29 protein-coding genes are annotated in these 25,443 nt (G+C 70.0%); 12 read left to right on the top strand and 17 right to left on the bottom strand.

Going from position 1 to position 25,443, the window contains the following annotated elements; translation table 11 throughout:
- Window positions 1-26: 26 nt before the first annotated feature.
- Complete coding sequence (locus tag M1L60_RS31385) at window positions 27-1,019, top strand: LacI family DNA-binding transcriptional regulator (RefSeq protein WP_253241160.1); 993 nt, start codon at window positions 27-29, stop codon at window positions 1,017-1,019.
- Between the two features lies 1 nt (window position 1,020).
- On the opposite strand, the gene M1L60_RS31390 is transcribed toward M1L60_RS31385, so the two are convergent.
- The 4 genes from M1L60_RS31390 to M1L60_RS31405 all read right to left on the bottom strand — a co-directional run bounded on the left by M1L60_RS31390 (window position 1,021) and on the right by M1L60_RS31405 (window position 4,056).
- A complete protein-coding gene (locus tag M1L60_RS31390; RefSeq protein WP_253241161.1) occupies window positions 1,021-1,416 on the bottom strand; it encodes a hypothetical protein in 396 nt (131 codons plus the stop codon).
- Window positions 1,417-1,432: 16 nt separating this feature from the next.
- Complete coding sequence (locus M1L60_RS31395) at window positions 1,433-3,439, bottom strand: DUF8224 domain-containing phage-derived protein (RefSeq protein WP_253241162.1); 2,007 nt, start codon at window positions 3,437-3,439, stop codon at window positions 1,433-1,435.
- Between the two features lie 65 nt (window positions 3,440-3,504).
- Window positions 3,505-3,681 (bottom strand): hypothetical protein, encoded by a 177-nt coding sequence (locus M1L60_RS31400; RefSeq protein WP_253241163.1) that lies wholly within the window; start codon window positions 3,679-3,681, stop codon window positions 3,505-3,507.
- A 162-nt stretch (window positions 3,682-3,843) separates the two neighbouring features.
- Entirely contained in the window at window positions 3,844-4,056 is a 213-nt protein-coding gene (locus M1L60_RS31405; RefSeq protein WP_253241164.1) for a hypothetical protein, read from the bottom strand.
- A gap of 68 nt (window positions 4,057-4,124) precedes the next feature.
- On the opposite strand from M1L60_RS31405, the gene M1L60_RS31410 reads away from it, so the two are divergent.
- On the top strand, window positions 4,125-5,492 hold the full coding sequence (locus M1L60_RS31410) for a PA0049 C-terminal domain-containing protein (RefSeq protein WP_253241165.1): 1,368 nt from the start codon (window positions 4,125-4,127) through the stop codon (window positions 5,490-5,492).
- Between the two features lie 55 nt (window positions 5,493-5,547).
- Here the strand turns inward: M1L60_RS31410 and M1L60_RS31415 are convergent, their stop codons facing one another.
- The 10 genes from M1L60_RS31415 to M1L60_RS31460 form a co-directional block, all read right to left on the bottom strand.
- Window positions 5,548-5,859 (bottom strand): hypothetical protein, encoded by a 312-nt coding sequence (locus M1L60_RS31415; RefSeq protein ID WP_253241166.1) that lies wholly within the window; start codon window positions 5,857-5,859, stop codon window positions 5,548-5,550.
- Window positions 5,856-6,242 (bottom strand): hypothetical protein, encoded by a 387-nt coding sequence (locus tag M1L60_RS31420; RefSeq protein WP_253241167.1) that lies wholly within the window; start codon window positions 6,240-6,242, stop codon window positions 5,856-5,858. The genes M1L60_RS31415 and M1L60_RS31420 overlap by 4 nt, the downstream gene beginning before the upstream one ends.
- Before the next feature lie 471 nt (window positions 6,243-6,713).
- On the bottom strand, window positions 6,714-7,727 hold the full coding sequence (locus tag M1L60_RS31425) for an acetamidase/formamidase family protein (protein WP_253241168.1): 1,014 nt from the start codon (window positions 7,725-7,727) through the stop codon (window positions 6,714-6,716).
- Window positions 7,724-7,984, bottom strand: a complete 261-nt coding sequence (locus tag M1L60_RS31430) for a hypothetical protein (protein ID WP_253241169.1) — start codon at window positions 7,982-7,984, stop codon at window positions 7,724-7,726. The genes M1L60_RS31425 and M1L60_RS31430 overlap by 4 nt, the downstream gene beginning before the upstream one ends.
- A 19-nt stretch (window positions 7,985-8,003) precedes the next feature.
- On the bottom strand, window positions 8,004-10,052 hold the full coding sequence (locus M1L60_RS31435) for a TIR domain-containing protein (protein WP_253241170.1): 2,049 nt from the start codon (window positions 10,050-10,052) through the stop codon (window positions 8,004-8,006).
- A 123-nt stretch (window positions 10,053-10,175) separates the two neighbouring features.
- Window positions 10,176-10,859: a GntR family transcriptional regulator gene (locus tag M1L60_RS31440; RefSeq protein WP_253241171.1), complete on the bottom strand. Its 684-nt coding sequence runs from the start codon at window positions 10,857-10,859 to the stop codon at window positions 10,176-10,178.
- Window positions 10,856-11,470 carry a DUF4438 family protein gene (locus M1L60_RS31445; protein ID WP_274622920.1) on the bottom strand — a complete coding sequence of 205 codons (615 nt, stop codon included), beginning with the start codon at window positions 11,468-11,470 and terminating at the stop codon, window positions 10,856-10,858. Before M1L60_RS31445 ends, M1L60_RS31440 begins: the two co-directional genes overlap by 4 nt.
- Before the next feature lie 140 nt (window positions 11,471-11,610).
- Window positions 11,611-14,355, bottom strand: a complete 2,745-nt coding sequence (locus M1L60_RS31450) for an ATP-binding protein (protein ID WP_253241173.1) — start codon at window positions 14,353-14,355, stop codon at window positions 11,611-11,613.
- Window positions 14,322-14,513, bottom strand: a complete 192-nt coding sequence (locus tag M1L60_RS31455) for a hypothetical protein (protein ID WP_253241174.1) — start codon at window positions 14,511-14,513, stop codon at window positions 14,322-14,324. The genes M1L60_RS31450 and M1L60_RS31455 overlap by 34 nt, the downstream gene beginning before the upstream one ends.
- A 70-nt stretch (window positions 14,514-14,583) precedes the next feature.
- Window positions 14,584-15,549, bottom strand: coding sequence for a nucleoside hydrolase (locus M1L60_RS31460; protein WP_253241175.1), 966 nt, complete (start codon window positions 15,547-15,549; stop codon window positions 14,584-14,586).
- Window positions 15,550-15,767: 218 nt separating this feature from the next.
- Here M1L60_RS31460 and paaK point away from each other — a divergent pair, with 218 nt between their 5' ends.
- The 10 genes from paaK (at window position 15,768) to M1L60_RS31510 (ending at window position 24,483) form a co-directional block, all read left to right on the top strand.
- A complete protein-coding gene (paaK, locus tag M1L60_RS31465; RefSeq protein ID WP_253241176.1) occupies window positions 15,768-17,039 on the top strand; it encodes a phenylacetate--CoA ligase PaaK in 1,272 nt (423 codons plus the stop codon).
- Window positions 17,040-17,048: 9 nt separating this feature from the next.
- Window positions 17,049-17,354, top strand: coding sequence for a putative quinol monooxygenase (locus M1L60_RS31470; RefSeq protein WP_253241177.1), 306 nt, complete (start codon window positions 17,049-17,051; stop codon window positions 17,352-17,354).
- The gene (locus M1L60_RS31475) at window positions 17,351-18,028 is read left to right on the top strand and encodes a hypothetical protein (protein ID WP_253241178.1); all 678 of its coding nucleotides are present in this window, start codon (window positions 17,351-17,353) and stop codon (window positions 18,026-18,028) included. Before M1L60_RS31470 ends, M1L60_RS31475 begins: the two co-directional genes overlap by 4 nt.
- Window positions 18,010-18,624: a hypothetical protein gene (locus tag M1L60_RS31480; RefSeq protein WP_253241179.1), complete on the top strand. Its 615-nt coding sequence runs from the start codon at window positions 18,010-18,012 to the stop codon at window positions 18,622-18,624. The genes M1L60_RS31475 and M1L60_RS31480 overlap by 19 nt, the downstream gene beginning before the upstream one ends.
- Window positions 18,625-18,989: 365 nt before the next feature.
- Window positions 18,990-19,733 carry an amidohydrolase family protein gene (locus M1L60_RS31485; RefSeq protein ID WP_253241180.1) on the top strand — a complete coding sequence of 248 codons (744 nt, stop codon included), beginning with the start codon at window positions 18,990-18,992 and terminating at the stop codon, window positions 19,731-19,733.
- A gap of 162 nt (window positions 19,734-19,895) precedes the next feature.
- Window positions 19,896-20,885 (top strand): IPT/TIG domain-containing protein, encoded by a 990-nt coding sequence (locus M1L60_RS47995; RefSeq protein WP_253241181.1) that lies wholly within the window; start codon window positions 19,896-19,898, stop codon window positions 20,883-20,885.
- Window positions 20,875-21,774, top strand: coding sequence for a hypothetical protein (locus M1L60_RS31495; protein WP_253241182.1), 900 nt, complete (start codon window positions 20,875-20,877; stop codon window positions 21,772-21,774). Before M1L60_RS47995 ends, M1L60_RS31495 begins: the two co-directional genes overlap by 11 nt.
- Before the next feature lie 52 nt (window positions 21,775-21,826).
- A complete protein-coding gene (locus tag M1L60_RS31500) occupies window positions 21,827-23,188 on the top strand; it encodes a threonine/serine exporter family protein (RefSeq protein WP_253241183.1) in 1,362 nt (453 codons plus the stop codon).
- Between the two features lie 42 nt (window positions 23,189-23,230).
- Window positions 23,231-23,707 carry a 2'-5' RNA ligase family protein gene (locus M1L60_RS31505; protein WP_308208570.1) on the top strand — a complete coding sequence of 159 codons (477 nt, stop codon included), beginning with the start codon at window positions 23,231-23,233 and terminating at the stop codon, window positions 23,705-23,707.
- Window positions 23,708-23,733: 26 nt separating this feature from the next.
- Window positions 23,734-24,483, top strand: coding sequence for a formylglycine-generating enzyme family protein (locus M1L60_RS31510; protein ID WP_253241185.1), 750 nt, complete (start codon window positions 23,734-23,736; stop codon window positions 24,481-24,483).
- Here M1L60_RS31510 and M1L60_RS31515 read toward each other — a convergent pair.
- Genes M1L60_RS31515 through M1L60_RS48370 form a run of 3 tightly spaced genes read right to left on the bottom strand, consistent with a single transcriptional unit; the run spans window position 24,472 to window position 25,327 of the window.
- On the bottom strand, window positions 24,472-24,810 hold the full coding sequence (locus M1L60_RS31515; protein ID WP_253241186.1) for an FCD domain-containing protein: 339 nt from the start codon (window positions 24,808-24,810) through the stop codon (window positions 24,472-24,474). The genes M1L60_RS31510 and M1L60_RS31515 overlap by 12 nt on opposite strands.
- Window positions 24,789-25,004 carry a GntR family transcriptional regulator gene (locus tag M1L60_RS31520; RefSeq protein WP_253241187.1) on the bottom strand — a complete coding sequence of 72 codons (216 nt, stop codon included), beginning with the start codon at window positions 25,002-25,004 and terminating at the stop codon, window positions 24,789-24,791. The genes M1L60_RS31515 and M1L60_RS31520 overlap by 22 nt, the downstream gene beginning before the upstream one ends.
- Window positions 24,968-25,327, bottom strand: a complete 360-nt coding sequence (locus M1L60_RS48370) for a trimeric intracellular cation channel family protein (RefSeq protein ID WP_369077253.1) — start codon at window positions 25,325-25,327, stop codon at window positions 24,968-24,970. The genes M1L60_RS31520 and M1L60_RS48370 overlap by 37 nt, the downstream gene beginning before the upstream one ends.
- Window positions 25,328-25,443: the final 116 nt, after the last annotated feature.

The raw sequence follows: 25,443 nt of genomic DNA on the forward strand, positions 1-25,443 counted from the left end.
CCGTGCCACCGCACATGAGGGTCAATATGGCCGATGTGGCGCGCCGAGCCGGCGTGTCGATGGCGACCGCGTCCCGCGCCCTCAGCAACCACCCGCACGTCGCCGCCGAGACGCGGGCCCGGGTTCTGGCGGCAGCCGAGCAACTGTCCTATGTGGTCTCGCCCGAGGCGTCACGCCTGGCCGGCGGGGCCACCGACCGGGTCGCCGTGGTGGTGCCGCACATCGCCCGCTGGTTCTTCGCGTCGCTGCTCGAGGGGCTCGAGTCGGTGCTGCGCGACGCCGACCTCGACGTGCTGCTGTATCACGTCGGCGACGAGGCCGACCGCCGCCGCTTCTTCGAACGGCTGCCGGCCCGGCGCAAGGTCGACGCCGTGGTGGTGCTGGGCATGCCGGTGCGCGACGGCGAACGTGACCGGCTCGAGCTCATGGGCGTGCACATCGTGGCGGCCGGCGGGCAGGTCGAGAATTATCCGTACGTCTCCATCGACGACGCCGCGGCCGGGCGCCAGGCCGTCGACCACCTGATCTTCCTCAAGCACCGCCGGATCGGCATGATCGCCGCGATCGACCCGGCCGAGCCCGGGTGGCCGGCCAATCCCGGGCGGACCCACGCGTACGAAATGGCACTGACCGACGCCGGCCTGCCGTTCGACCCGGCCCTGGTCGTGACGGTGCCGTGGGGTGGATTGTCGGGCGCCGACGCCATGTCGGGTCTGCTGAGCCTGCGCGACCCACCGACGGCCGTCTATGCGCACTCGGACGAGGTCGCGTTCGGCGCCATGCGTACGCTGCGGCGGGCCGGCCTGCGCATCCCCGAGGACATGTCGGTGGTCGGGATCGACGACCACCCGATGGCCGAGCTGTCCGACCTCACCACGGTGGCCCAGCCCGTCCGCGACCAGGGTGTGCTGGCCGGCCGGATGGTGCTCGCACTGCTGGCGGGCGAGCAGACGGCGGGCGGGGTGACCGTCCCCACCCGCCTGATCATCCGCGGCTCGACCGCCCCGCCCCGTCGCTGACCTACAGGTTGTTGATCCGGGCCAGCAGCTCGGCCTCGGTCAGGTTCTCGAGCTCCGCGTCCTGCTTGCGGCCCAGGACGGCGATCAGCTTCTCCTTCTCGAGCTTCTTGGCCGCCGCCGCCTTCGCCGCCTGGTCCTCGGCCAGGCGGAAGGCGATGACGTGCTTGACGATCTCGAGCTTGGCCTCCAGGGTCGCCTTGGCCGGGTTGGTCTCGGTGGCCACGAACGACTCGGTGTCGACGGCCTTGAGCTCGGTGTTGACCGCCTTGGCCACGTCGTCGAGGCTGAAGCCGGACTTGGCGGTCAGCGGAAGCTCCCACAGCTGCTCGGTGGTCAGCTGGCCCTTGGCCGACGGGTAGCGGAACTTCTCCCGCGTGGCCTTCTCGAAAACGCTCACGATGCCTCTCTGAAAACTAGAACTGGATGCTGATGAGCCGGCGCCGGCCGCCGGTCGTTTTCACCTTGGCCACCACGGAGTTGCGGACCGTGGAGCTGAAGCCCAGGCCCGACAGCTGATCCTCCGACGGCTCGCACTTGGTGCGGTCGCCCAGAACCTCGAACACCTTGCGGTGCGGCTGCAGGTCGCCGCGGAGGAACTCGTTGTAGATGCCCCGGGTCGGCTGGTCGTTCACGCACCCCTTCAGGACGAAGAAGTAGTGGCGATGGCCGACCTCGTTGTCGTCGAAGTAGTTCGGCGAGTACATGACGGTGGACACCGGCACGAACTGTTCGGTGGTGATGCCCCACAGCTCCTGGCCGGCGCGGCCCGCCTTCATGGCCTCCCCCGGCCGGAACGCCGTGATCACCTCCCGTTCGACCGTCATCCGGCCCACCTCGACGGTCTGCTTCTGGCCGACCGCCCGCTCGTAGCTGTAGTGCTCGAGCCGCCCGTTGCTCTCGGTCTCGATCACGAAGCCGGTCTGGGTGCCCTCCCGCTGGTTGAACTGGTTCACCTCGATCCGGTACTCGCCGTCGGGGACCTTCCCGGCCCAGGTGACGTTCTCGACCGGCTGGCGGGTGAACCGGCCGCCCGCGTTCATGTCGACGTCCAGCTTGTCGAGCTTGTTCTTCCACCAGATGTGGTCGCCGCCGGGCTCGAACACGTGCAGGTCGAGGTCGTCGTGGTTGAACCAGGACAGACTCACGCGAAGCTTGCCGGTGACGTTGCCGCCGGCCCGCTTGACCCTCTCCTTGATCGAGTCGGTGACGTTGCCGTTGTAGGACCAGCCGAAGTCGTTGTCCCAGGTGAACAGCCGCGGGGCGCCCGGGTGCCGGCCGGTGGTGAGGCTGACGAAGTGCGGCTCGTGGCTGTTCGCGACGTACAGGTCGACGGTGGCCGCGCCGGGCAGGATGTCCTTCATGAAGGTGACCACGGGAACCTCCTCCGGCTTGGCGTCCCGCAGGCGCGCGCTGGAGGTGGTGGTGGCCGCCTGCATGAGCAACCCCTCGAGGCCGTCCTTCATCCGCGCCTGGGTGTCGTTGTCGACCCACAGCACGTTAGTGACCGAGACGTCGGACAGCCGCGCGAACCGGCGCTGCAACGACTCCTCGAGGCCCAGCTCGTCGATCGTCTTCATGGCCGCCTTGACCATGGCCGGCGTGATCAGGGCCCGGGGCCGCCGGTAGTTCTGCGGCGCCACCTTGGACTCGAACGACCGGACCGCCTGCTCCAGGTCGACACCCGCGGACAGATCCTGGACGAGGGTGCCGATCACCGTGTTCCGGAACCGGGCGGCCGGGTTCGTGGCGTAGGCGAACACGAAGGCCCGCTGGTCGGCCGCCTGCGTCCACTGGTTCCGCAGGTATCGGAACTCGGTCACCGCCCGCAGATGCTCCGTGCCGCGGTAGAGGGCGTTGTCGTCGATGAGGTCGGCCACAGTGTCCAGCGCGGCCGGGGTCAGCTCGGCCAGGCCGCGCTGGAACACCTGCACCGCGGCGTCGAACTCGCCGCGGGCGGCGCCGACGTCCTGGGTGCGGTGCCGCTTGGCCACCGGGCCGTGCAGGTGATGCCACACCTCGACCTGGCCGTCGCGCAGCGACCGGGTGACCTTCGCCCCGTACTGCGCCTCGGTCGACCGGAAGAGGCCGGACAACGGCAGCGTGGCGACGAACTCGTCCATCGCGGCGGCGACGACGGAGAAGACCGGGTCGGCCGCGGACACGCCGGACCAGACGGAGCGGACCTGCCCGTCGTCGATCTCGACCACATTGCCGAAGTTCTTGATGAACCCACGGCAGGTCGAGCAGTCGTACTCGGTCCGCTCACGGAACCGTGGATTGGTCCCGGCCGGGAAGGACTCGAGGAAGGTCAGCCAGAGCGAATCCCGGTCGAGACCGTCGCCGACGACGTACAACTCGCCCTTGGACATCGCGGACAGACGCATGGTCACGTCGGCCACGAACTGCTGGAAATCTCCCATGCCATGCCTCCTGGATCGTGGAAGATCCTAGGGAGTACGCGCCACCGGAGAAACGTATTTCCGGCCTAGCGGACCGCGACAGCGTGCTGCGTCCAGCGCCGCAGCTGGGTCAGGTCGACCGCGCCACCCATGGCCAGGAAGCCGGCGCGGTTGGGGTGCAGGTGGTCGCCGGGGCCGCCGACACTGCTGTTGGTGTCGAACTCAGGACGCAGGTGGCCGGGGCGGGCCGGGTCCTCGGTCACGGCCGCGAAGTCGGCGACCCCGTCGAAGGCGCCGCTGCGGATGAAGTCGTTGACGGCACGGCGCTTGGCGTCGGTCTCGGGCGTGCCGTAGAGGCCGAACTCCGTGCCCGCCGAGGGCGTCAGCGTGGCGCCGACGATCTTGATGCCGCGGGCGTGGACGCGTCATCGGGCCGGTCGCGCCGGACACGTAGAGCTGACCGCGAGCCGCTGGGTCTGCGCGTCGGTCACCACCACGCGGACCGGATCACTGAGGACGGTCTTCCCGGCCGGGACCACGACGGACTTGCGGCCGCCGAAGGTCATGGCCCGGTTGGCGCCGGCCACGAGGTTGGCGCCATTGGCCGGGCGGCCCGCGGAGGCCGATCCGAAGGTCACCGCTTTGGTACCGAATGGCACCCTCTTGAAATCCATCGATGCTCATCATTACAACCTATATTGATGAGATGAGGCTTCTCCGAGCGTTCGCCGTGCTGTCCCTGGCCGCGGGCTCCGTGGCCGTCGTCGCCGGTCCGGCCCGGGCGGCCAGTTGTCTCGATCCCGGCCGGCCGCCGTCGGTCGAGGAGAACCGGCTGACCTTCACACTGCCAGGGCAGGACCGGCCGTTCGCGCGGCAGATGATCGAGGGCGCGGGCTTCCAGAACTTCACCCCGGCCCTGGTCCGGCGGCTCTGCGCCACCCGCTCGCTCGCGGCGGCCGAGCGGGTCGTGGCCCGCGACGGCGAGAGGTTGTGGCGCGCGGCCGTCGACCGGGCGCAGCGGCACGGACCGGTGCGCGGAGAGCTTCCGTACAGTGATGATCGGCCCCTCTATTGGGCGCGGGTCGAGGCGATGGCGGCCATCCGGCAGTTCCCGCTCTTCTCGGGGCAGAACCTGCAGCTGATCGAGAAGTTCGACCGGGCGTCACGCGGGATGTCGGACATCAACCTGCCGACGGGCGCCACCAAGAAGCGGGTCATCGTCAGCGGTTTCGATCCGTACACGCTGGATGGTGGGGTCGGCGGCAACAACATCCGGCACGGCAACCCCTCCGGGGCGACGGCGCTGTCACTCGACGGCACCCGCCACGGGAACGCATTCATCGAGACCTACACGCTGCCCGTGAGCTATCCCGAGTTCCGGCGCGGCTATCTGGAGGACACGGTCGGGCCGCTCCTGCCGCAGTTGGACGCCTCGATCACCGTGAGCCAGGCCGGTGGCGCCGTGTTCAACCTCGAGCAGTTCAACGGGCGCTACCACGGCGTTTCCCTGGGCAACGACAACTTCCGGCCGTGCGCGGCGGTCGGCGGAGTGCCGCAACTGGCCGTCAACAACCCCGAGTGCAACATCGTGATACCCGATCGCTGGGGCGGCCCGGCCACGCCCGAGCTGCGCAACCCGCCGCAGTGGACGGCGGCCACGCTGCCGGTCGAGCAGATGATCGCGGCCAACACGGGCGCCGATGTGCCGCGGCCACCGGGTGACACCTGGCCCGACGAGTCGGTCGCGTTCGGCGTCGTCTGGCGCACGTCGTACACCGAGTTCCCGGACTGCGCGGCGCCGGAACGGGTCACGCGCGACGGGGTGCCGCCGTCACCGCAGTCCTGCGCCTACAGCGGCGGAGGCGGCAACTACCTGTCCAACGAGAGCGCCTACCGCAACACACTGCTGCGCGACCGGCTCGACCTGAGCATCCCGGCCGGGCACATCCACACCCCGGACATGCAGCACTTCGAGACCGACTACGAGCCCAGCGACCCCACCTTCGACGCGTGGCGGCTGGCCATCGCCCAGCAGACCCGCAACCTGATCCACGTGGTCGCCGACGAGGCGTGACGCTCGCCCTTCCCCGACGCGCTCCGCGCTCTCCATCCTCACCGCCGGAACTTGGTCACCGCACCGCCCGTAGCGCGGCTTCGTTGACGCCGCACCGGCGCGCTTCCGGGTCGGCCTCGATCGGCGCGACCCCGTCGGAGCCGGTTGCCACGAGCGCCTCCAGCGTCCTCAAGTCGAGGCGCACGATCCGCCGATAGTGTTCGAAGACGTCCGAGCAGGACGAGAAAGAGGCCGGTGACTGAGCGTTGACAGACCGAGTCGGCTCGGTCTTCGAAGGCGCAGTGGTCAGCACGCCCACCAGTGCGACCGCCGCCGCTACGATCTGAGCGGCGCCGGCGATGAATCCGGCCCGGACCTCATTGCTCATGTGTCAACGTTCCCCTCACTGAGCTTCGCCCTCAGTTCGTTTTCCTTGGCGAGGGCGGCGGCCGCCTCCTTCAGAATCCTGTTGCACTCATCCTCGGCAATTTCGGCGTCGACAACTTCACGGGCGACGCGACGCTTTAGTTCGTCGTGGGTGAGCCTGGCCAGGCCCGCGCCATCTTCATACAAGGTGTTCGGCCATGGTTCGGGCTCCCTCGGAATCTTCTCCAGCTTTGTCCGAGCTTTGTCCAGAATCGCTTTAGCCGCATCCCACTCACGTTGGGCCGCGGCGTGAGTACTCGAAGCCGCCTCGTACCTCTTCTCGAGGATTTTCTTCAGGTGAGCGTCCGAAATGTCGACCGGCGGCACCGCGCCGACGTTCTCCACGGGCTCCCGCACCTCCCTGTAGCTGCGCCTTCCCGAAGAGGGCGATTCAGTGGATTTCGGCGAGGTGTCTGCCGCGGCGGTGTTCCCGCTTAGCGGCTCCGGTTTGCAGGGTGTCTCTCGCTGCTCGGATTCTCACGGCTCCCGGCTTGTCGAGGTGGTCGCGCTCAGGCCGCCGGACTTCGATGCGAGAACGATTGTCGTCAGGAGGACCGCGGTGGCCGCCCCGGCCAAACTGACGGCCACCCACCAGGCCCGGGGCGCACCGCTGTTGGCGAGGAGGACGGCAGCCGCCACGGTAAGAGCGGTGCCGACGACAGTGATCGTCCATAGCGCCGAGCCGTAGGAGCTTTGCCTCGGTTCCGCTGCCGGCACAGTGTCCACAGCGCACCTCCCGGGCCGTCGTCAAATGGCCTATCCCGGTCGATGCGCGTGCGGCAACCCATGTGTCTGTGATCCGGCAGCGGTGTGCGGTCAGCGGGTGGCCAGATATTCCTGGGCTCGGGTGCGCAGGGTGGCGTGGATCCCGTCGTACGCGGAAGGGTTTTGCAGGTGGGTCTTGGCGACCTTGGCCAGCATCGTGTAGTTCGGGTCGCAGACGTTGCCGACGGGGGCCTCGCCGGCCTGGCTGATCAGTTGGTAGGCGTCGAGGAGGTCGAGGCCGATCAGGTTGGCGGTCCAGGTGACCAGGTCGTGCTGGCTCATGCGGTAGGCGTCCTCGAGAGGGCGGGCCGAGCCGGCCGACATGAGTGCGGCGTCGGTCTCGAAGCGCGGCGTCGGGGTGGCCGCGCCCTTGATGACGTCAAGGATGACAACAGTGTTCATGGCTGACTCGACGCCGGTGCCGCAGACCTCGCCGTCGCCCTGGCGGCAGTGGCCGTCGCCCAGGGCGAACAGCGCGCCGGGCACGTTGACGCCGAAGTACGCGGTCACACCGGCCCGCAGCTCCGGGGTGTCCAGGTTGCCGCCGTGCGCGTCGGGAACGATCGTCATGCGGCTCTCGAACGCGGCGGGGGCGACTCCCGCCGTACCGTGCATGGGGTCCAACGGCAGTTCGACGGTGAAGTCGCTGCGCCGGGCGTGATAGCGGACGACCCCGACCGCCACGTCCACGTCGTAGCGCCACACCAACTCGTCCAGCGGCGGGTGCAGGGTCGCCGTCGTGTGGGTGCCGGTCAGCGCACCGAAGTGCGGGAACGTTGACGACACGGCCCAGTCACGGGCCGGCACGATCTCGACGAAGTGCACGGCCAAGGTGTCGCCGGGCTCGGCCCCCTCGACGTGGATCGGGCCGGTGACCGGGTTCAGGTAGGGGAATTCGCAGACCACCGAGGGCAGGTCGCCGACGTCGCGGACCCGGCCGCCGAAGCAGTCCTCGGTGTAGAGCTCGACGATCGTGCCCGGCTTGACCCGGCGTACCGGCTCGCGTCCGCCGAAGGTGTACGACAACTCCTCCGGGGCGGGGCGATAGCTCACGACGTCGGTCATCGGCTGTCCTCCTGATCCGAGAGGCCGGCCAGCGCGGGACGGCGGCCGGTCACGGAGAACACGATAAGCACGATCACGCCGACCCCGAGCCAGGCAAACCCGAGAGTCTGCGCGGCGATGTCCGCGTTGATCACCACGTAGAGCAGGATCAGGAACCCGACCACCGGCACAACCAGGTGCCGCCACCACTCCCGGCTGCGATGGCTTACGACGTAGTGCACGACCACGGCCACGTGCAGGGCGAGGAAGGCCGTCATCGCCTCGAAGTTCACTGGACTAGCTACCGAGAACTGAGCCGTAGTCGTCCACGTGAAGCGCATCCTCGCACATCGATTCAAGCCATTCAGAACTCACATCACCGGCCGGCACGCCGCTTCGATCGGCGGCAGCCACAGCGTGGAACCAGGCTGCGACGGAGGTACCTGGGATTAACGTGACCGAGTTGAGGTCCACCAATTCGCTGAGGTTGGACCGAGTAGAAATAGCAACTGCGGCTCGAGTGGCTGGCTGCGCGTTGAGGTCAAGGCCTAGCCCGCTCAGGAAGGCGCCAACGTCGGGGAACGTTTCGAGCCACTTGGTGAACGTCTCTGACCAGGCCAAGAGGGATGCAGGTAGACCCGAGGGACCACCGCCCTCGCCGAATCGCACAGCGAGCACGAGGTCCGCGCATCCCGACTCACGGCCGAACATCGGGTATGCCGAGGTGGGGGGCGGGCTGAAGCGGGCCCAGGCAACCGGCTCGTCGTCGTCGACTGCGCGAAGTATGGCACCGAAGCTGGTCTTCGAGTGGTCACCGTAGCGAGTCCATGTCAAGCCGCCGATGTCGGCGTGGCGAGCAAGGGCCGTTGTCATCGCCGGACTGCTGAGCAGGGTCAACAGGGCATCCGATATGCGCTTTGCTCGTTGCGCTGTAGGTAATTCCGCGCAGGCGATGCGCCAGAGAAACCGAAACTCGGCTTGCCTGCCGCCGGCGACGACCGGCGAGTTGTAGATACTGCTCTGATCCCGAGCATACAAGGCAAGGCGCGCGGCTTCGGGGGGCAGCGTTGACCAAAGAGCGAACTGCGGTGGCTCGACCGCGCCAATGGCAGTCGGTTCGTCCACGCGGATTGCCTCGCTGCTGTTCGACCCGCTGGAAGCGCCATCCTCGAGAGTTTGCCTGCCGGGTGAGGGGAGCGGCAGAACGTTCATGGATGGGTTGTCGCCAGCAGCGCCCACTCCATTTGATAGAGAGCCCTCGCTAGGCAGAGGGCCCTCGCCAAGCCGGAGTGCTCGGACCAGATGGCTGTAGCCGTTCGGTACCGACAGGTCTACCCGGTGCAGATGGTGCAGCCGCTCAGGGACCTCACAAGGCTCGAGCAGCACAGGGACGAGAAAGATCGACCCTTCCGGCTGTTCGTCGGCAACGTCGAGGGCTCGGCGCAGCTCCTTCTGCACATATCCCCGCTTGATGATGGAACTGTTGGAGAGGCAAGCCAGAACGAAATGTGACCGGCGGATCGCCCTACCGATCTCAAGGTCCCAGTCCTGCCCCGGTAGAAGGCTCTCCTGGTCGAACCAACAGTTGAAGCCATCCGCCGTCAGGCGTCGATATAGTTCAGCCACCTGCTCCTTGTCTCCGGAGGAGTGACACAGGAAGACCTCGGATTTCACTCGGTCCCTCCACATTCCCCCGCCGACCACATAACTCGCGATCTTATCGACAAACGCCGAGAACCCCAGGGCCGGGAGGGGTTCGCGCACCGAGAAGTTCGGGGAGCCCGCCGTTGTCACGAAACAGACCGCGTCGAACATGGCATCATCGATCAATCCTTGGAACGCCGTTCCGTAGAGTTCCTCGATCGAGGGCACACTCTCCGACCCGGACCGGCGCGGTCTCCGAGTTTCCTCGCAATCCTCCAAAGCGAAGAAGAGACCGAGGAACGGTCTCGAGGGTCCGCCACCCGGGCGACGATTCCGGGCGTTGTCGGCCGCTAGGGCGATGATCTGGTCCAGTCGGTTATGAAAATTATTCCCAAACGACCCACCGACTTGAAGCTTGAACTCGACTACGGCCATCAGATCGTTGCCGTTCTGAATTGCCAGGTCAAAGCGGCGCGGCATGCTCCGGTAGGAGTGAACCAAAGGCTGGCGCAGATTGATGCGGATGTCAGAACGAGGCACACCCCGTTCGGCCAGGCCATCAACGACGAGCTTCCGCACCGGGTCGAGGGGAAGTGAGGCGCCGAGCGGCAACGTCCGACCCGCACGCGAGGAACGGTCGACTGCCTCGTCTCTGGCCGTCCAACACGAACGGAGTGCATCGCGCAGACCTTCGTCGGTCACGTCGCGTTTTTAGCACAGAACTCAGCCTCAACCCGCTTGGGAGAGCCGATCGTCGCGTCAGGCTGACAGCTGGTGGGGTGGCCGTGGTCGCCGCGCAGGCGGCGACTCGGCTACCGCCCAACTTCAGGGTTTGAAGGCGGCCGCCGAGTCCAGGACGCCGGCCTGGGCCATGCTGTCGACTGTGCCCAGGTAGTGCTCCTCGAGGATTTGGACGAAGTCTTCGGCGGTGCCGACGCGGAAGACGTCGACTACCTGTTGGTGGCGGCGGGCTGCCTCGTCGAGGCCGATGTGTTGGCGGTCGATCGAGGAGCGCATCAGGGCGCCCATCTGGGCGTCCAGGGTGCGCCAGAGCGCGGCCAAACGGTGTTTTCCGGCTGCGTCGATGATGCAGCTGTGGAATTCGGTGTCCAGGTCGATCATTGCGGCCACGTCGCCGCCGGCGGCGGTGGCGGCCATGCGGTCGACGACCGCCTGCAGGCGGTCGACGATGGGGTCCTTCTGGAAGGTCAGCAGGCGGGCCGCGCCGGCTTCCAGTACGAACCGCGCGTAGCAGGCGTCCCGGATCTCCTCGTACGACATGCGGGTCACCACGCTGTGGCGGCGGGGTGAGATGTCGACCAGGCCGTCGGTGTTCAGCTGGCGCAGGGCCTCGCGCACGGTGGAGCGACTGACGCCCAGTTCCTCCGCGAGCGGGGCCTCGACGAGGCGCTGGCCGGCCTCGTACTCGTTGTTGAGGATCTTGCGGCGCAGCTCCAGGTAGACCGCCTCCGGCAGGGAGCGGTGCAGGAAGCTCGCGGGGTCGCTCATGGCCGGAGTTCTATGTCGTCGGTGGTCACGCCCCGGTGCTGGTCGCCCTGGACGTCCATCGTCAGCGCCTCTTTCTGGCCGCAGAACATCGGCATCAGGCCTGGGCCGTGCCCGGGTTGGGGGCTGCCGCCGTGCACGATCAGGCCGACCGTGCGCCGGCCCCGGCGGTAGCCGGCGTTGTGGCGGACGTCCAGATCGTCGATCGCGACCAGGTCGCCCAGCCGCAGCCCGGCCAGCCCGGCCGCCGCCGCGGTGTCCGCCGTGACTTGCAGGTCGAGGTCCCACATGTGGGCCGGTCGGCCGATCCCGTTGCCGGCCAGCGATGACGGCACAATGGCCCGGACACCCAAGCCGACTGACGATTTCGGCAGCCGATCGAGGAAGTCCGGATCTGTGTTGATCATCGTCACGTCGGCCGAGGGAGCCGCACCCTGACCGTGGGCCCGCACCAGGATCGGGTCGCCCGGCAGCAGGAGCGCCAGCACATCGTCGGGGAAGACGACGATCACCCGGCCCTGCTCGCCGCGCTTGCCGAGCACCCGGCCGCGCCGCCCGGCTGCCGCGCCGCCGTGCACCACGGCCTCGTTGCCCAGGCAGGCGAGCGCGGTCAGACCGTGTCGCTATAGCTCGCGACGGTGACCGTCAGCGGTTGCTGTGGCGTGAACGGATCTTCAATCGTCGACCGCTGATTGTCGACCGTCGACCGCCTGCTGTTACCGTCCCGTTATCTACACGGTCCGAATTCAGGCGGTTACGAGGCGGATGTCGTCAGAGCCCGGCCCACCTCGGTGCGGGACGAGACGCCGAGCTTGCGCAGAATGTTGGAAACGTGAACGGCCGCGGTCTTCGGGGCGATGTAGAGCCGCCGGGCCAGTTCGGCGTTGGTCAGGCCGTCGCCGAGCAGCACGGCCACCTCGCGCTCGCGGGGCGTCAGCGAGGCCGGGCCGGAGACGGCGGGCGGCGCGTCGGCCGGGGCCAGGCCCAGCCGGGCGCGTACCTGGTCGAGCTGCGCCACCCGCCAGCCCGACCAGCCGGCCAGCAGGGTCGCCGCTGCCTCGGCGTGCGCGGCTGCCTCGGCCCGCTGGTCGGCGGCCAGCAGGCAGCGGGCGGCGCCGACCCGTACGGCGCCTCGGACTGCGGGGTTGAAGAACGGCACCTCGGTGATCGTGAGATAACCGGGCAGCGCCTCGGCCGGCCGGCCCTGGGCCTCGGCGATCTGGGCCGCCACCAGCGTGCGGTAGGCCGGGGCCACGTCGGCCGCCAGCAGTTCGCCGAGCAGGCGGTCGACCTGCGGCGCGGGCAGGCCCAGCTCGAGGGCGGCCGAGATCAGGTCGTGGGCCATCTCGCCGCTGCGCCACTCCTGCAGTTTGAGGCCGGCGATCAGCTCGTCCAGGGCGGCCTCGGCCCGGGGCAGGTCGCCGCGGCGGCAGGCCAGGTTGAAGGTGAGGCCGGGGATCGTGATCGGCGGGTTGCTGGGCAGCGCGGCCAGATCGGCCACGATCTGCTCGACCCGGTCGAGCTCGCCCGCCTCGATCAGCAGCCCGGCCAGGAAGACGCCGTGGTAGTCGGCCCAACGGCCCCTCCGCCGGTAGCCGCTGTCGTGCTGGCGGCCCTCCTCCAGCGCCGCGACGGCGGCCCGCAGGTCGCCCGAGCGCTGGGCCAGCCGGGCCCGGCCCTGGAAGTAGGTGGCCACGGCCAGCGACTCGAACCCGGCCCGCTCGGCGTCGACCCGCATCCGTTCCAGGGCCTCGGCCTGCTCGTCGGGCGACTCGGGCGGCACCTCCTGCACCAGGGTGTTGAGGGCGCGCGCGGCCAGCACCCACTCCCCCGCCTTCTCGGCCTCGTCGACCAGCGCGGACAGGATCTCGCGGCCCTGGGCGGCCGACTGCGGACGCTCGCTGAGGGCCGAGCCCTTCTCGAGCAACGCGGTCAGGCGGATCACGGGCAGCTCGAACTCGTCGGCCAGGGCCAGCGCGCGGTCGGCCCAGAGCAGGGCCGCCTCGAGGTCGTCGCGCAGGTACTTCGACTGCGCGACCGCGGTCATCGCTCGGGCCTGAGCGGCGCCCGGTGGCAGCTGCGCGATCAGGGTCTCGATGTCGTGGGTCAGCGCGCCCATCTCGTCGTACTCGCGGGACTCCCAGGCCAGCCGGACGAGCAGGTAGAGCGACTCGGCCCGGTCGGTCGCGGCGCCGGCCAGGTCACGCCAGCGCCGGCCGTAGCGCAGGGCGTCGTCGAGCAGACCGGCCAGCCAGGCCGCGCGGGCCGCCGCGCCCAGCAGTTCGGTGTCGTCGGGCAGCTCGTCCAGGCCCATCTCGGCCAGCTGCAACGCCTGGTAGGCGGAGCCGATCGACAGGTAGAGGGCGGCGCCGCTGCGGGCGGCGGCGACCAGGTCGTCGTACCGGCCGGCGCCGCGGGCGTGATGGGCCACCATCGCCGGATCGGAGGCGCCGCCGCGCAGCAGCACCTCGAGCGCGGCCTCGTGCAGGCGGCGGCGCTGGCGGCCGAGCATCTGACCGGCGATCGCCTCGCGGACCAGGGCGTGCCGGAACGCGAACTCGTCGTCGCCCGACTCGACCAGCACGCCCCGCGTGACCAGGTCGCGCAGCACGGCGATGAGCTGGTCCTCGCCGGCCCCGGAGACGTCGGCCAGCAGGTCGAACAGGATGCGGTGGCCGAGCACGCTGGCCGCCTCGACGATGCGCAGGCCGGCCGGGTCGAGGTCGTCGACGTGGCGGCGCAGCACGTCGGCCAGGCTCCACGGCAGCGGCTGCTCGACCAGCGCCTCGACGTCGTGCCCGGGCAGCGCGCGCAGCAGCTCCTCGAGGAAGAACGGGTTGCCGCCGGTGCGGTGGTGCAGGGCCGTGGCCGCCCGCAGCGGGGCCGGGCCGCCGGTCGCGGCGGCCAGCATGGCCGCGGTCTGGGCCGGGGTGAGGCGGTCGAGCCGCACGTGGGTGACCGCGTGCCGCCGTTCCAAGCGGGCCAGCAGACCGGCCACCGGCTGGCGGCGGGTCACCTCGTCGGGCCGGTAGGTGCCGATGAGCAGCCGCGGTCCGCGCTGGTCGGCCAGCCGCTCGAACAGGGCCGCGCTCTCGGAGTCGGCCCAGTGCAGGTCTTCGAACACGACCACCGCGGGCGCGTCCCCGATCAGGCCGGTCAGGATGGCGACGCCCGTGTGCAGGCGCTCGACCGGGCTGCGGCGGGCGTCGGTCAGGGCCGCCACCTGCTCGTCACCGACCTCGGGCCGGCCGTCGATGGCGTCGAGCAGCACCTCGTACGGGCGGGAGAGCGATCCCGGTTCGGCCTGGCCGACCAGAGTGACGGTCGAGCTCGGCAGGGTGGCCAGCAGCTCGTGGACCAGGCGGGTCTTGCCGATGCCGGGCTCGCCCGCGACGATCGCGACGGCCGGGTCACCGGACGCGGCGAGCCGCGCCAACCGGCGCAGCTCGCCCTCCCGCCCGATCATCACCGGGCCGGCACCGCCACGGAGGGTTCGCACGGGGCCACCCTACCGGTGGGCGGCGGCGCGGTCCGGGCCCGCCGCGGGAGGCGGAACTCGCGAGCGCGCTTGAGCAGGTGCGACTTCTCGGCCTCGGCGATCAGCTCGCGGTGGCGGTCGTTGACCATGGTCAGCATCAGTTCGGGGTGGATCAGCATGACGTGCCTCCTGGGTGCCGGTTGATGACTCAATCCTCGGCCGGCAGAAGGCCTGTCACATCGGGTGCGTTTACCTATCTTGGCTGGTCACGGCCGTCCTAGGCATACCTAGGGCGCGCACCGCGCCGATAAGCATCGACCAGAACGCGTCCACGTCGAGATCCACCGCGACCTCGGCGTTCACCGGCAGCCCGGTGCGGCGGTGCAGGTCGGCGACGGTCGCGCCCCGGGTGTACGCACCCCCGAGCTCGACCACGACCGGCGCCGGCACGGACCGGACCACGGCCGGCTCGAGCACGCAGGCCACCGCCACCGGGTCGTGCACGGGCGGATGCGCGAAGCCGAAGTTGCGCTGGTAGGCGTCGGCGAAGAACGTCATCAGCTCGGCGCAGACCGTGCCGACCCGGGTCCCCAGCCCCCGGAACTCGTCGATGATCCGCGTGGTGGCCAGCGCCCGGTGCGTGACGTTGAGCCCGATCATCGTCACCGGTAGCCCCGACCGCAGCACGATGTCGGCCGCCTCGGGATCGGTGACGATGTTGAACTCCCCGTACGGCGTGGTGTTGCCCCGCTCAGTCGACCCGCCCATGAAGACGACCCGCCGCACGTTGCGGGCGGTGTCGGGGTGCAGGCGCAGGAACAGCGCGACGTTGGTCAGCGGCCCGAGGGCGATCAGCGTGACCGGCTCGGGCGAGCGCTCGATCAGCCGCCGCATCAGCTCGACCGCGTGCACCCCCACCGTCCCGGCCACCGGCCCGTCGAGGTCGGGCCCGTCCAGCCCCGACTCCCCGTGGATGTCGTCGGCGACGGTCAGCTCGCCGACCAGCGGCCGCTCGCAGCCGGCGGCCACCGGCACGTCCGATGCCCCGGCCAGGGCCAGGATCTTCTGCGCGTTGACGGTCGTCTTGTCCAGCGTCTGATTCCCGGCGACGGTGGTGACGCCGAGCAGATCGATCCGCGGATCGGCCACGGCCAGCAACACCGCCAGCGCGTCGTCGTGCCCCGGGTCGCAGTCGATGATGGCGGGATTGGTCACGTCACTCCCGGAAGGATGGTGCCGTCGAGCAGGCTGCCCGGGTCGGGCGGGTCAGCACGACCGCGACGAAACCTCGCACCCTCATAGCGGCACGCTACGCCGTTCGCGGCCGAGATCACCGCAGTTCACTCCCGGCGATCGACAACTTCTGATTGTTGACAGGTGTAGCGACCCGGCGTTGGGTTACCAGAACACCGATGGACGTGGGAGGCGGTGTCATGGACCTCGACGAAGCCGAGCGCATGGGTGTGGACGAGCTGCGCGACCTGCAGCTTCAGCGGCTGCGGTGGACGCTGCGGCACGCGTACGAGAACGTCCCGCACTACCGGCAGGCGTTCGACAAGGCCGGGGTGCACCCCGACGACTGCCGCGAGCCGGCCGACCTGGCCCGGTTCCCGACGACCAGCAAGGCCGACCTGCGCGAGAACTACCCGTTCGGCATGTTCGCCGTGCCCGAGGCCGACGTCCGCCGCATCCACGCGTCGTCGGGCACCACCGGACGGCCCACCGTGGTCGGTTACACCCGGAACGACCTGGACATGTGGGCGTCGGTGGTCGCCCGCTCGATCCGGGCCGCGGGTGGGCGGCCGGGCGATCGACTGCACAATGCGTACGGCTATGGACTCTTCACCGGCGGGCTGGGCGCGCACTACGGCGCCGAGAAGCTGGGGTGCACGGTCATCCCGGTCTCGGGCGGCATGACGCCGCGGCAGGTGCAGCTCATCACCGACTTCCGGCCGCGCATCATCATGGTGACGCCGTCCTACATGCTCACGGTCATCGACGAGTTCGAGAAGCAGGGGCTCGACCCGCGCGCGTCCAGCCTCGAGATCGGCATCTTCGGGGCCGAGCCGTGGACCGAGCAGATGCGCCGCGAGATGGAGGAGCGGGCCGGTATCGACGCCGTCGACATCTACGGGTTGTCCGAGGTCATCGGGCCCGGCGTGGCCCAGGAGTGCGTCGAGACCAAGGACGGCCTGCACATCTGGGAGGACCATTTCTATCCCGAGGTGCTCGACCCCGAGACCGGCGCGGTGCTGCGCGAGGGCGAACTCGGCGAGCTCGTCCTCACCTCGCTCACCAAGGAAGCGATGCCGGTCATCCGCTACCGCACCCGCGATCTGACCCGGTTGCTGCCGGGGACGGCGCGGCCGGGGATGCGCCGCATGGAGAAGGTGACCGGTCGCAGCGACGACATGATCATCCTGCGCGGCGTCAATCTGTTCCCGACCCAGATCGAAGAGATCGTTCTGCGTACGCCCGGATTGGCCCCGCACTTCCAGCTCGTGCTCTCGACCCGGGGCCGTCTCGACCACCTCACGGTGCAGGTCGAGACGCGCCCGGACCACCCGGCTGACCGGGCCGCCTCCGCGGTCGCGAAGGCGATCAAGGACACCATCGGGACCAGCGTCGAGGTGGTGACCGTCGAGCCCGAGACACTTCCCCGCTCGGCCGGAAAGATCCAGCGAGTGATCGACCAACGCTCTTAGGGGGCGTCCATGTCCGTCTTTCGCATCCTCGAAGCCACCGCCCGGCCCGGCGCGATCGGGCGGCTGTCGGAACTGCTCGTCCAGCAGGAACAGTCGGTAGTCGCCGACGCGCCCGGCATCGTGTTCGCCCAGTCCTTGCGCAGCGGCGACAGCGTGCTCGCGGTCTCGAGCTGGCGCAGCGTCGAGGACATGCAGAGCTACCTCGACCAGCCCGCGACCAACTCCTTCTATCAGGCGCTGCCCCCGCTGCTGATGGGCGTGCCGAGCGTACGAACCTTCGAGGTCATCGGCGCCGACGGGTGGCGGCCGGCATGAGCTGGTACTACCCGAAGGGCTGGACCGACCAGGAGGACGGCATCGACCAGGTGCTGATCCACTACAGCTGCACGCCGCCCGGTCAGTGGCCGGACTGGAGCTGGCGCCACGACGCGCGCGTGCTGCAGGACGTCGGCGGCTTCCCCCGGCAGCGGCTCAAGGTGCTACGCATGCCGCGCGAGGTGTGGGACATGCAGCACGGCTGGTCGACGCCCGAGTACCGGTTCCACTACTACTTCGAGATCCACCAGAACGGGCACCGCTGGACGACCGACCTGTTCACCGAGGACATCGTCTATCGCGACCTCGAGTACACCGACGACAACGGCTGGGTCACCAACATCTGCATCTACTGGTCGGTCGGGGACTGGCGGGCGCCGGTCTACAGCCCGATGGAAGACCCGCGCATCCCCGCCGGCTCCGAGTTCCTGGCCAAGAACTATTACACGTACGACGACAAGGAGCGCTTCCACCGGCAGAAGTACCAGATGCTGTACGAGCTGGGGCTGCCCCACCGCTTCCATTCGCGCATGTGGGGGCCGCGGGGCACGACGATCGTGCAGCAGTACCACGTCGGGCGCATGTACCCGCCGGAGGAGAAGAACGAGACCTGGCTCGGGCCGCTCGGCTCGTCGGCGCCGGGAGGTGACAACTGTTGGACGCACCGGCTGTGACCCCGTACTTCGGGCTGCGCAAGACGTGGCTCGACCCCGGCCCCGGCATCGCACTCGTCCAGGCGCACTACACGTGGTCGGACCCCGGCGCCGCGCCCGACTGGGCCGACGCCGAGCAGGTGGTGCTCGCGCCTGAGGACGGTCCGCTGCGCGCGGCCGTGCTCGAGGTGCCCCGGCTCGCCGGGGACTTCCAGCTCCACCACTTCTTCTTCGTGGTCGGCGCCGACGACCGCGCCGCCTCACCGGTGTTCACCGAGGACATCGTCTCGACCGAAGTGACCTGCACCGACGCCACCGGCGACCTGACCGCGGCCGGCCTCGTCTGGAGCTCCGACGGCGCGCCGCCGAACTACACGAGCACGGTGATGGACGGGCTGCCGTTCGAGACCCTGGGGGACGCGCCCGGCGAGGGCAGCCTCTACGAGTTCGTCCGCGCGCAGCCGTTGCCGCACGTCTTCCGCGGGCGGGTCTGGGGCGTCCGGGGCACCAGCATCAGGTACGCCCTCCATCTGATCCGGCACGGTCGGCCCGACCCGGCCCAGGACGGCGAGAGCTGGGACGACAACGGCGGCCGGGGCTGGGTCGTCGCGTTGTGAGGCGGTTCGAGCGCCCGCTGCGCTGGTCGGCGCCGGGGCAGGTGCTCTACACGGGCCGCCTCGCCCGCGACGGCCGCAATCTGGTGCTGCACCTGGGACACGACGGCTGGAAGTACCCCACTGACGTGCCCATGACCCGGATCGGCGAGCATTCCTGGACGGCCGCCGTGCCGACGCGCGGCCGATCGCTTATCGATTGCGTCATCCGATCCGAGCCTGCTTCCCGCTCGACTTCCGCGCCTTCATCCCGGTCAGCTTTCGCAGCTGGGTCGGGCCGAGCACCTGGGGCGGTTTCGAGTTCTGTCGGCGGGGCCGACTTTAAATGCGACAACAACTTCGGCGCCGATTATCGATTATGGATTGGCGTGGAGCCGGTGGACGCGCACGTGCACGTCCGGGCGCCGGGGCGCGACACGCTGGGCTTCGGCAGCCTGCTCGCCGCCGAGTACTCCGGGGGCATGACCCAGGCGGTGGTGTCGTGGGGCGACAACGACTTCGTCGACATCGCGGCCGAGGCGGTGCCCTGGCTGACGCGACTCGTGTGGGTGCGGCCGGGCGGACCCGACCCGGACGACGTACGGCAAAGGCTCGAAGACGGCGCGGCCGGGCTCAAGCTGCATCCCGCGTACGACAACTACCCGGCCGACACCGCAGGCCTCGATCCCTATCTGAGAGCGGCTGAGGAAGCCGGCGTGCCGGTGACCGTCCACAGCGCCCCCGGCCCGGCCGACCCCGACCTGATCGCCCGCCTGGCCGACCGCTTCCCCACCGTGCCGTTCGTGCTCTACCACACCTATCTGGGCCCGCCCGACGGCCGCCGCCGCGCCGTCGCCCACGCGAAACGGATACCCACTCTGCATCTGGAAACCTCATGGTGCGGCTCCAGAACGGTCGAGCGCCTGATCGACGACGTCGGCCCCAGCCGCGTGCTGTTCGGCTCGGACGCGGCCACCGACGGCCCCCGCCACTTCGTGCGCGAGCCCCCCAACCTGGAGTCCCGCGAGACCTACAACCAGAGCCTGCTCCGCCTGGCCCAGCGCCTCAAACCCGCCGTCCTGCGCCAATTCCTCGAAACCAACGCCCGCACGTTGTTCGGCCTCGAGACCTGACCAGCACCTCACCCCGCCGTCCTCCACCAGATCCCGAGGCCAACGCCCGCGCGTTGCCCGGCCCGGTCGGCGTCGAATCGGTTCAAGGACAGAAGCAGCGTGGCGTGCGGGCTGTGGGCTTAGCCTGACGTCGGTTTGTCCTCAACGGAACTGGGTGATCCGGTGAGCGGGAACGAGCGGAGGGCTGCCCTCCAACGCGCGCTGCCTTTTGCCGCGACCTTTCTGGTTGTGGCCATCGTGCTGCTCGTCGGACTGTCGCGGCCCGAGAGGGCTGTGCCGTCCGAGCGCTCTGCCGGTTCCCCTTCGGCCGAGAGCCCGACGCCCGTGAGCCGCTCGGCCCAACCGCCGACCCGGGAGGCCGAGACGGGCGGCCCGGAGGCCGGGCCGGGCGGCCCGGCCCCGGCGCCGCTCCCCACTACCGGGGCCGCTGCGCCGACGACCCGGGTCACGCCGGAAGTCACGGCCACGCAGACCGCCGGGAAGGTCAGCTCCCGGGTGGTGGCCTGGATGCAGGATCTTGGGCTCACCGGCGGCGGTGGCTCCTATCAGGAGGCCTTCTTCGCGGAGCTGAGCTGGGGCCGATGCGCCGAACTGCTCAGCCATGTCGACGGGTCGTCGGCGGACGAGATGCCGACGTGGCTTCCCCTGCTGTACCGGACGGCGGCTCAGGCCTGTCTGGCCGCCTTCCACGGGAAGACGTCGCTCTGGAGCGCCGCCGGCGCGGGCGTCGAACGGCTCAGCGCACGTTCCTCGTCGTTCGACTGCATCGACCGAGCGGCCTATGAGGTCACCCGCGCGCTGGTCGAGATCCATCGCACTCAACCTGATGTGATCTTGGAGCGAGGCCGTGCCGACAGCGCGCGAGGACCGTGCCCGCGACTGCTGTCGGTGACGCCGAGCAGTGGGCCGGCGGCGGGTGGCTATCCAGTGGTGATCACCGGAGAGCAGCTTCCGAATCCGGCGGTCATCCACTTCGGTGCCGTCACCCGCACCGTCGCCACCAGCAACGGCCGGACCCTCCGGTTCACCGTGCCCCCGGTCGGCCAGTATCGCGACGTGGGCGTCTGGGTCGAAGGCTGGCCGTACGAGAGCAATCACTCGCCGACGTTCACCTACGACCCACCCGCGGCCAAGGAGAGCAGTGGTCCGTAGGCCGGGCGCCCGGCCCACGGCTGCCCGAGACAGCTATCGCCGTCTCCACTCGAACCGGCAGCGCGGCGACGCCGAGGACGGCCGCCTCTCCGAACGGTTCAAGGCCGTGCTCGGTGTCGTGTCGCCGCTGGCGGTGGGCACCGTGCTGCTGTTCTACTTCGGCTGGGTCCGGACCAAGACCGAGGCCGCGGCGCTGGGCTTCGACTCGAAGATCCTCGAGTTCACCACCGCCGACTACGTTCTGCGCAGCGTCAACGTGTTGTCGCTACCGCTGGTGGCGGTGCTCGTCCTCACGTTCGGAGCGCTGCGCGGCCATCGGTGGCTGACCGAGCGCGTCGGCCCGGCCGGACGCCGCCGGGTCGCGTACGCAATGCTGCATTTCTGGCTCCTGTGCCTGGTCATCGCGGTCTTCCTGGCCCAGTTCGCGCCCTCGGCGGCCACGCCGGCCGCGCCGTTCCTGCTGACCGCCGCCACGGGTTCCGCCCTGTACGGCGAGCATCTGCGGGCCGCCCTCGAACCGGCCTTGCGCTGGAGCCTGGCGGTCCGCGTGGTGATGGTGTCCCTGCTGGTCATCGCCGTGATCGGTGACACCGAGCGCTTGGCCCGGGCCGTGGGCGAGGGGCTGGCCGACAGCGTCGTGACCGACCCCGGACAGCTCGCCGCCGTCGAGATCCACAGCACCAAGGATCTCGCCATCGTCGTACCGAACGTGAGCGCTCGGAGCGATCCGGCCACGGCCGGTGCCTTCCGCTTCCATTACTCCGGGTTGCGGTTGCTGCAGCGGTCCGGGGACAAGTATCTGCTCATCAACGACGGATGGAGCCCGGAGACGGGCCGCGTGCTGCTGTTGCGCGACAGCGCCGATATCCGGCTAGAGTTCCATCATTGAGATTCGCGAGTCGCGCACGCTCCGGGCCTGACCAGCGCCGATAGTGTTGGTCATGGCTCCGATCCTGCGCCGCTTCCGGTTACGCCGTGACCTGCTGCGGGGTGGCCCGCCAACGGCCGACCTGCTGCGGCCGGTCGGGCCCGAGGTGCCCTCCGACGCCGAGGTCGTGCAGGTCGTCGACCTGTGCATGGGTGTCGGCGAGGTGTTGCTGTCCAGCGGCGAGCCTGCGGGCGACACGGCCGACACGATGGCCCGGCTGGCCGGAGCGTGCGGCCTGCCCACCGTGGACGTCGACATCACGTTCAACTCGATCAGCATGTGCTGCCACCGCGGCAAGGTGGCGGCCCCGGTCACCTCGATGCGGATCGTCCACTACCGCACCACCGACCTGACCCGCCTGGCCGCGGTCACCGACCTCGCCGACCAGGTGACCCGGGGCCGGGTGACCGTCGAGGCGGCCACGGCAGCCCTGACGAAAGCGACCGCGGCCCGCCACCCGTACCCGCGCTGGGTCGCCACCGCCGGCTGGGGCGGGCTGGCCGCCGCCGTCGCGGTGCTGCTGGGCGGCACGGCGCTGATCGCCCTGACCGCGTTCGTGGTGACCGCTCTGATCGACCGCCTGGGCCGCGTCCTCACCCGCTGGGGCGTGGCCCCGTTCTTCCTGCAGCTCACCGGCGGCCTGGTGGCCACGCTGGCCACGGTCGGCGTCTTCGCCACCGGCATCCTGCCCCCGGGCACGCAGCCGTCGCTGGTCATCGCGGCCGGCATCACCGCGCTGCTCTCCGGCCTGTCGGTGATGAGCGCGGTCCGCGACGCCCTCTCCGGCTACTACGTGACGGCGGCGGGCCGGGCGGCCGAGGTCGCGCTGCTCTCGGCCGGGCTGCTGTCGGGCGTCATCCTCGGCCTCAAACTGGGCCTGGAGTTCGGCATCGGCCTGGACCCGGCCCAGACCGTGAGCGCCGACGTGGCCCAGTTCGGCCTGTCCACGTTCGCCGCGGCCACCGCGGCCGGAATGTTCGCGCTGGCTTCGTACGCCCCCTTGCGCTCTTTGGCCGCAGCGGCCGTGGCCGGCGGCACCGGCTGGGCTGTGTACGGCGCTTTGACCCTCTACGCCGACCTCGGCCCGGCCACCGCAACCGGCGTCGCCGCCGCCGTGGTCGGCGCGGCCACCGGCCTGTCCCGCCGCCGCGGCCGCGTCCACGCCCAGGTCATCATCCTGGCCGGCATCATCCCCCTGCTGCCGGGCCTGACGGCCTACCGCGGCTTCTACCAACTGGCCACCCAGCAGGCCACGACCGGCCTGGTCACCATGACGCTGGCCCTGGCCATCGGCCTCGCCCTGGCCGCCGGCGTCGCCCTGGGCGACTTTCTCACCCGCCCCCGTCCGAGGAACCGCCGTGCCGTACGCGATTGAACTCTTTCTCGACGAGGCCGCCGACCACCGGATCCGGCAGATGTGGGCCGCCCTCGACAGCGAAGGCATCCCGTCCCTGGCCGCCCGCCCCGACTCGGGCTACGCCCCCACGTCACATTGTCGGTGTTCGACCAGGCCGACCGGTCCCGGATCACCGGCGCCCTGCGGCCCCTGCCGGCCACGGTGGGCGGGCTCCCGCTGACGCTGGCCGGCCCGGGATTCTTTCTCACCGACGAGGCGCCCGCCGTCCTGGCCGTCGTCCCCACGGCCCGGCTGCTCCAGCTGCACCGGCAGGTCCACGAAGCCCTGGACCCCATCGTGGACGGGATCTGGCCCTGTTACCGGCCCGATGCCATGGTGCCGCACTGCACACTCGCGACCGGAGCGACCGACCGGACCCGTGTCATCGACGTCGTGGCCACCTACCCGATGCCGATCCCCGCACTCGCTTCCGCTGCCTACCTCGTCGACCTGCCCGGCGGACGAACCCGCACCTCGCTCACCGCTGATTCTTGGTAGGCAGCGTTGCACTAATGTCTCGCGCCATGTGGAGTGAGGAGATCGTTGCGGGGCGGGCCGCGTGGCGGCACACCGCGTCGGGTGTCGTGTTTCGGGAGGTGCCGGGCGGGTCGTTCCGGATGGGGCTGTCCGAGGCCGAACTCGAGGCGGTCCGGGAGATCGAGCGCAGTGGTGGCGTCGAGGACACGATCGAGTCGTTCCTGGAGGGGGCGGGGGACGCGCAGCCCGTACGGGAGGTGAAGGTTCCGCCGTTCCTGATCGCCCGGCATCCGCTGACCGTGGACCAGGTGCGGCACTGGCTGCCCGACTACGACGACGACTACGCCGACGCGGACACGGGGGTCGCCCGGCTCGAGGACACGCTCGACGACCTGCTCGACGTGCTGCCGTTCCGGCTGCCCAGCGAGGCCGAATGGGAGTACGCGGCCCGCGCCGGCACCACCACGCTGACCTTCCGGGGCGACGGCAAGCCGGGCGAGGACCAGCTCATCGACGACTACGCCGACGAGGCGCGGACGGCCGCCGCCGAGAACGCGTTCGGGCTGGCCGGGCTGGGTTCGGTCAACGAGATCTGCGCCGACGCCTGGATCTCCGGCTTCGAGGGCGCCCCGGCCACCGCCGAGCCGCGGCCGGGCGACGGCCCCCGCACGGTCCGCGGCGGCGCGGCCGACCTGCACCCGTGGCAGGGCTGCGACGAATGGCTCCTGCTGCTGGCGGCCACACGCTACGAGCACTACCAGTTCACCGCCGTACGCCCGGTCGCCTCACTGCCCTGAGGCCAGTTGCGCCTTTATGCGGGCAGTGGCCTCGTTGAGGCTGACGGTGTTGACGGCCGAGGCAGCGGCGCCGTCGTGGGATCGGGCCGCTTCGACGAGCTGCTGGTGGCGCCACAGCGAGTCGTCGGGCGGGCCGTCGAGGGCGGCCTGGGCGCCGACGATCTTGTAGGCGCGGCAGTGGGACCACAGGGTCTGGATCGTCTCGACCAGCACCGGGTTGCCGCCGGCCCGGTACAGGATGGTCAGCAGGGCCTCGTCGTGGTCGAGGTAGGCCACCACCCGCTGCTCGGTGATGGCCGTGCGCATCAACTCGAGTTCGTCCTGCATGCGGGTGACGTCGGCGGGGGTGATGAGCTCGCTGCCGAGGCGAGCGGCATCACGCTCGTGCCGACCTGGGCCGCCAGGTCGCGGATGCGCAGGCGGCTGCCGGCCGGCAGGTCGCCGTTCATGACGGCCTCGTGCAGCGCGCTGTAGACCTGGTCGGTCAGCAGGGACGGTTCGGCGCGCTTCGAGATGGCCACTGGCCGAGTATGAAAGCGGTCGGGGCGTGCCAATGGCGGGCCAGTGCGACGAGGCGGAACACGACGATGAAGACGGCGGCCCAGACGGCCGAGCCCGGCCAGTAGACCACCGCTATCGTCCCGGCTATGGCGGGCACCGCGTACAGCTCGGCGTCGGGCCGCACCAGGGCCGGCACCTCGCGGGCGATCATGTCGCGCAGCACGCCGCCGCCGACCCCGGTCACGACGCCGAGCACGGCCGCGGGCAGGAGGCTCAGGCCGTACGCCAGGGATTTGAGGGTTCCGCTGACGCCGAAGACACCGAGGCCGACGGCGTCGAACACGAGGACGACGACCTGCCACCGGAGATCGAGGCGGTTCTGGCCGGGCTCGACTTCGACGATCTGAGCGAACGCACCGGGAAAGGGCTGGTCGCCGTCGAGCGGTTCATCGGACGCGG

It is taken from the genome of Paractinoplanes aksuensis (assembly GCF_024137025.1).
Lineage (GTDB): Bacteria > Actinomycetota > Actinomycetes > Mycobacteriales > Micromonosporaceae > Actinoplanes > Actinoplanes aksuensis.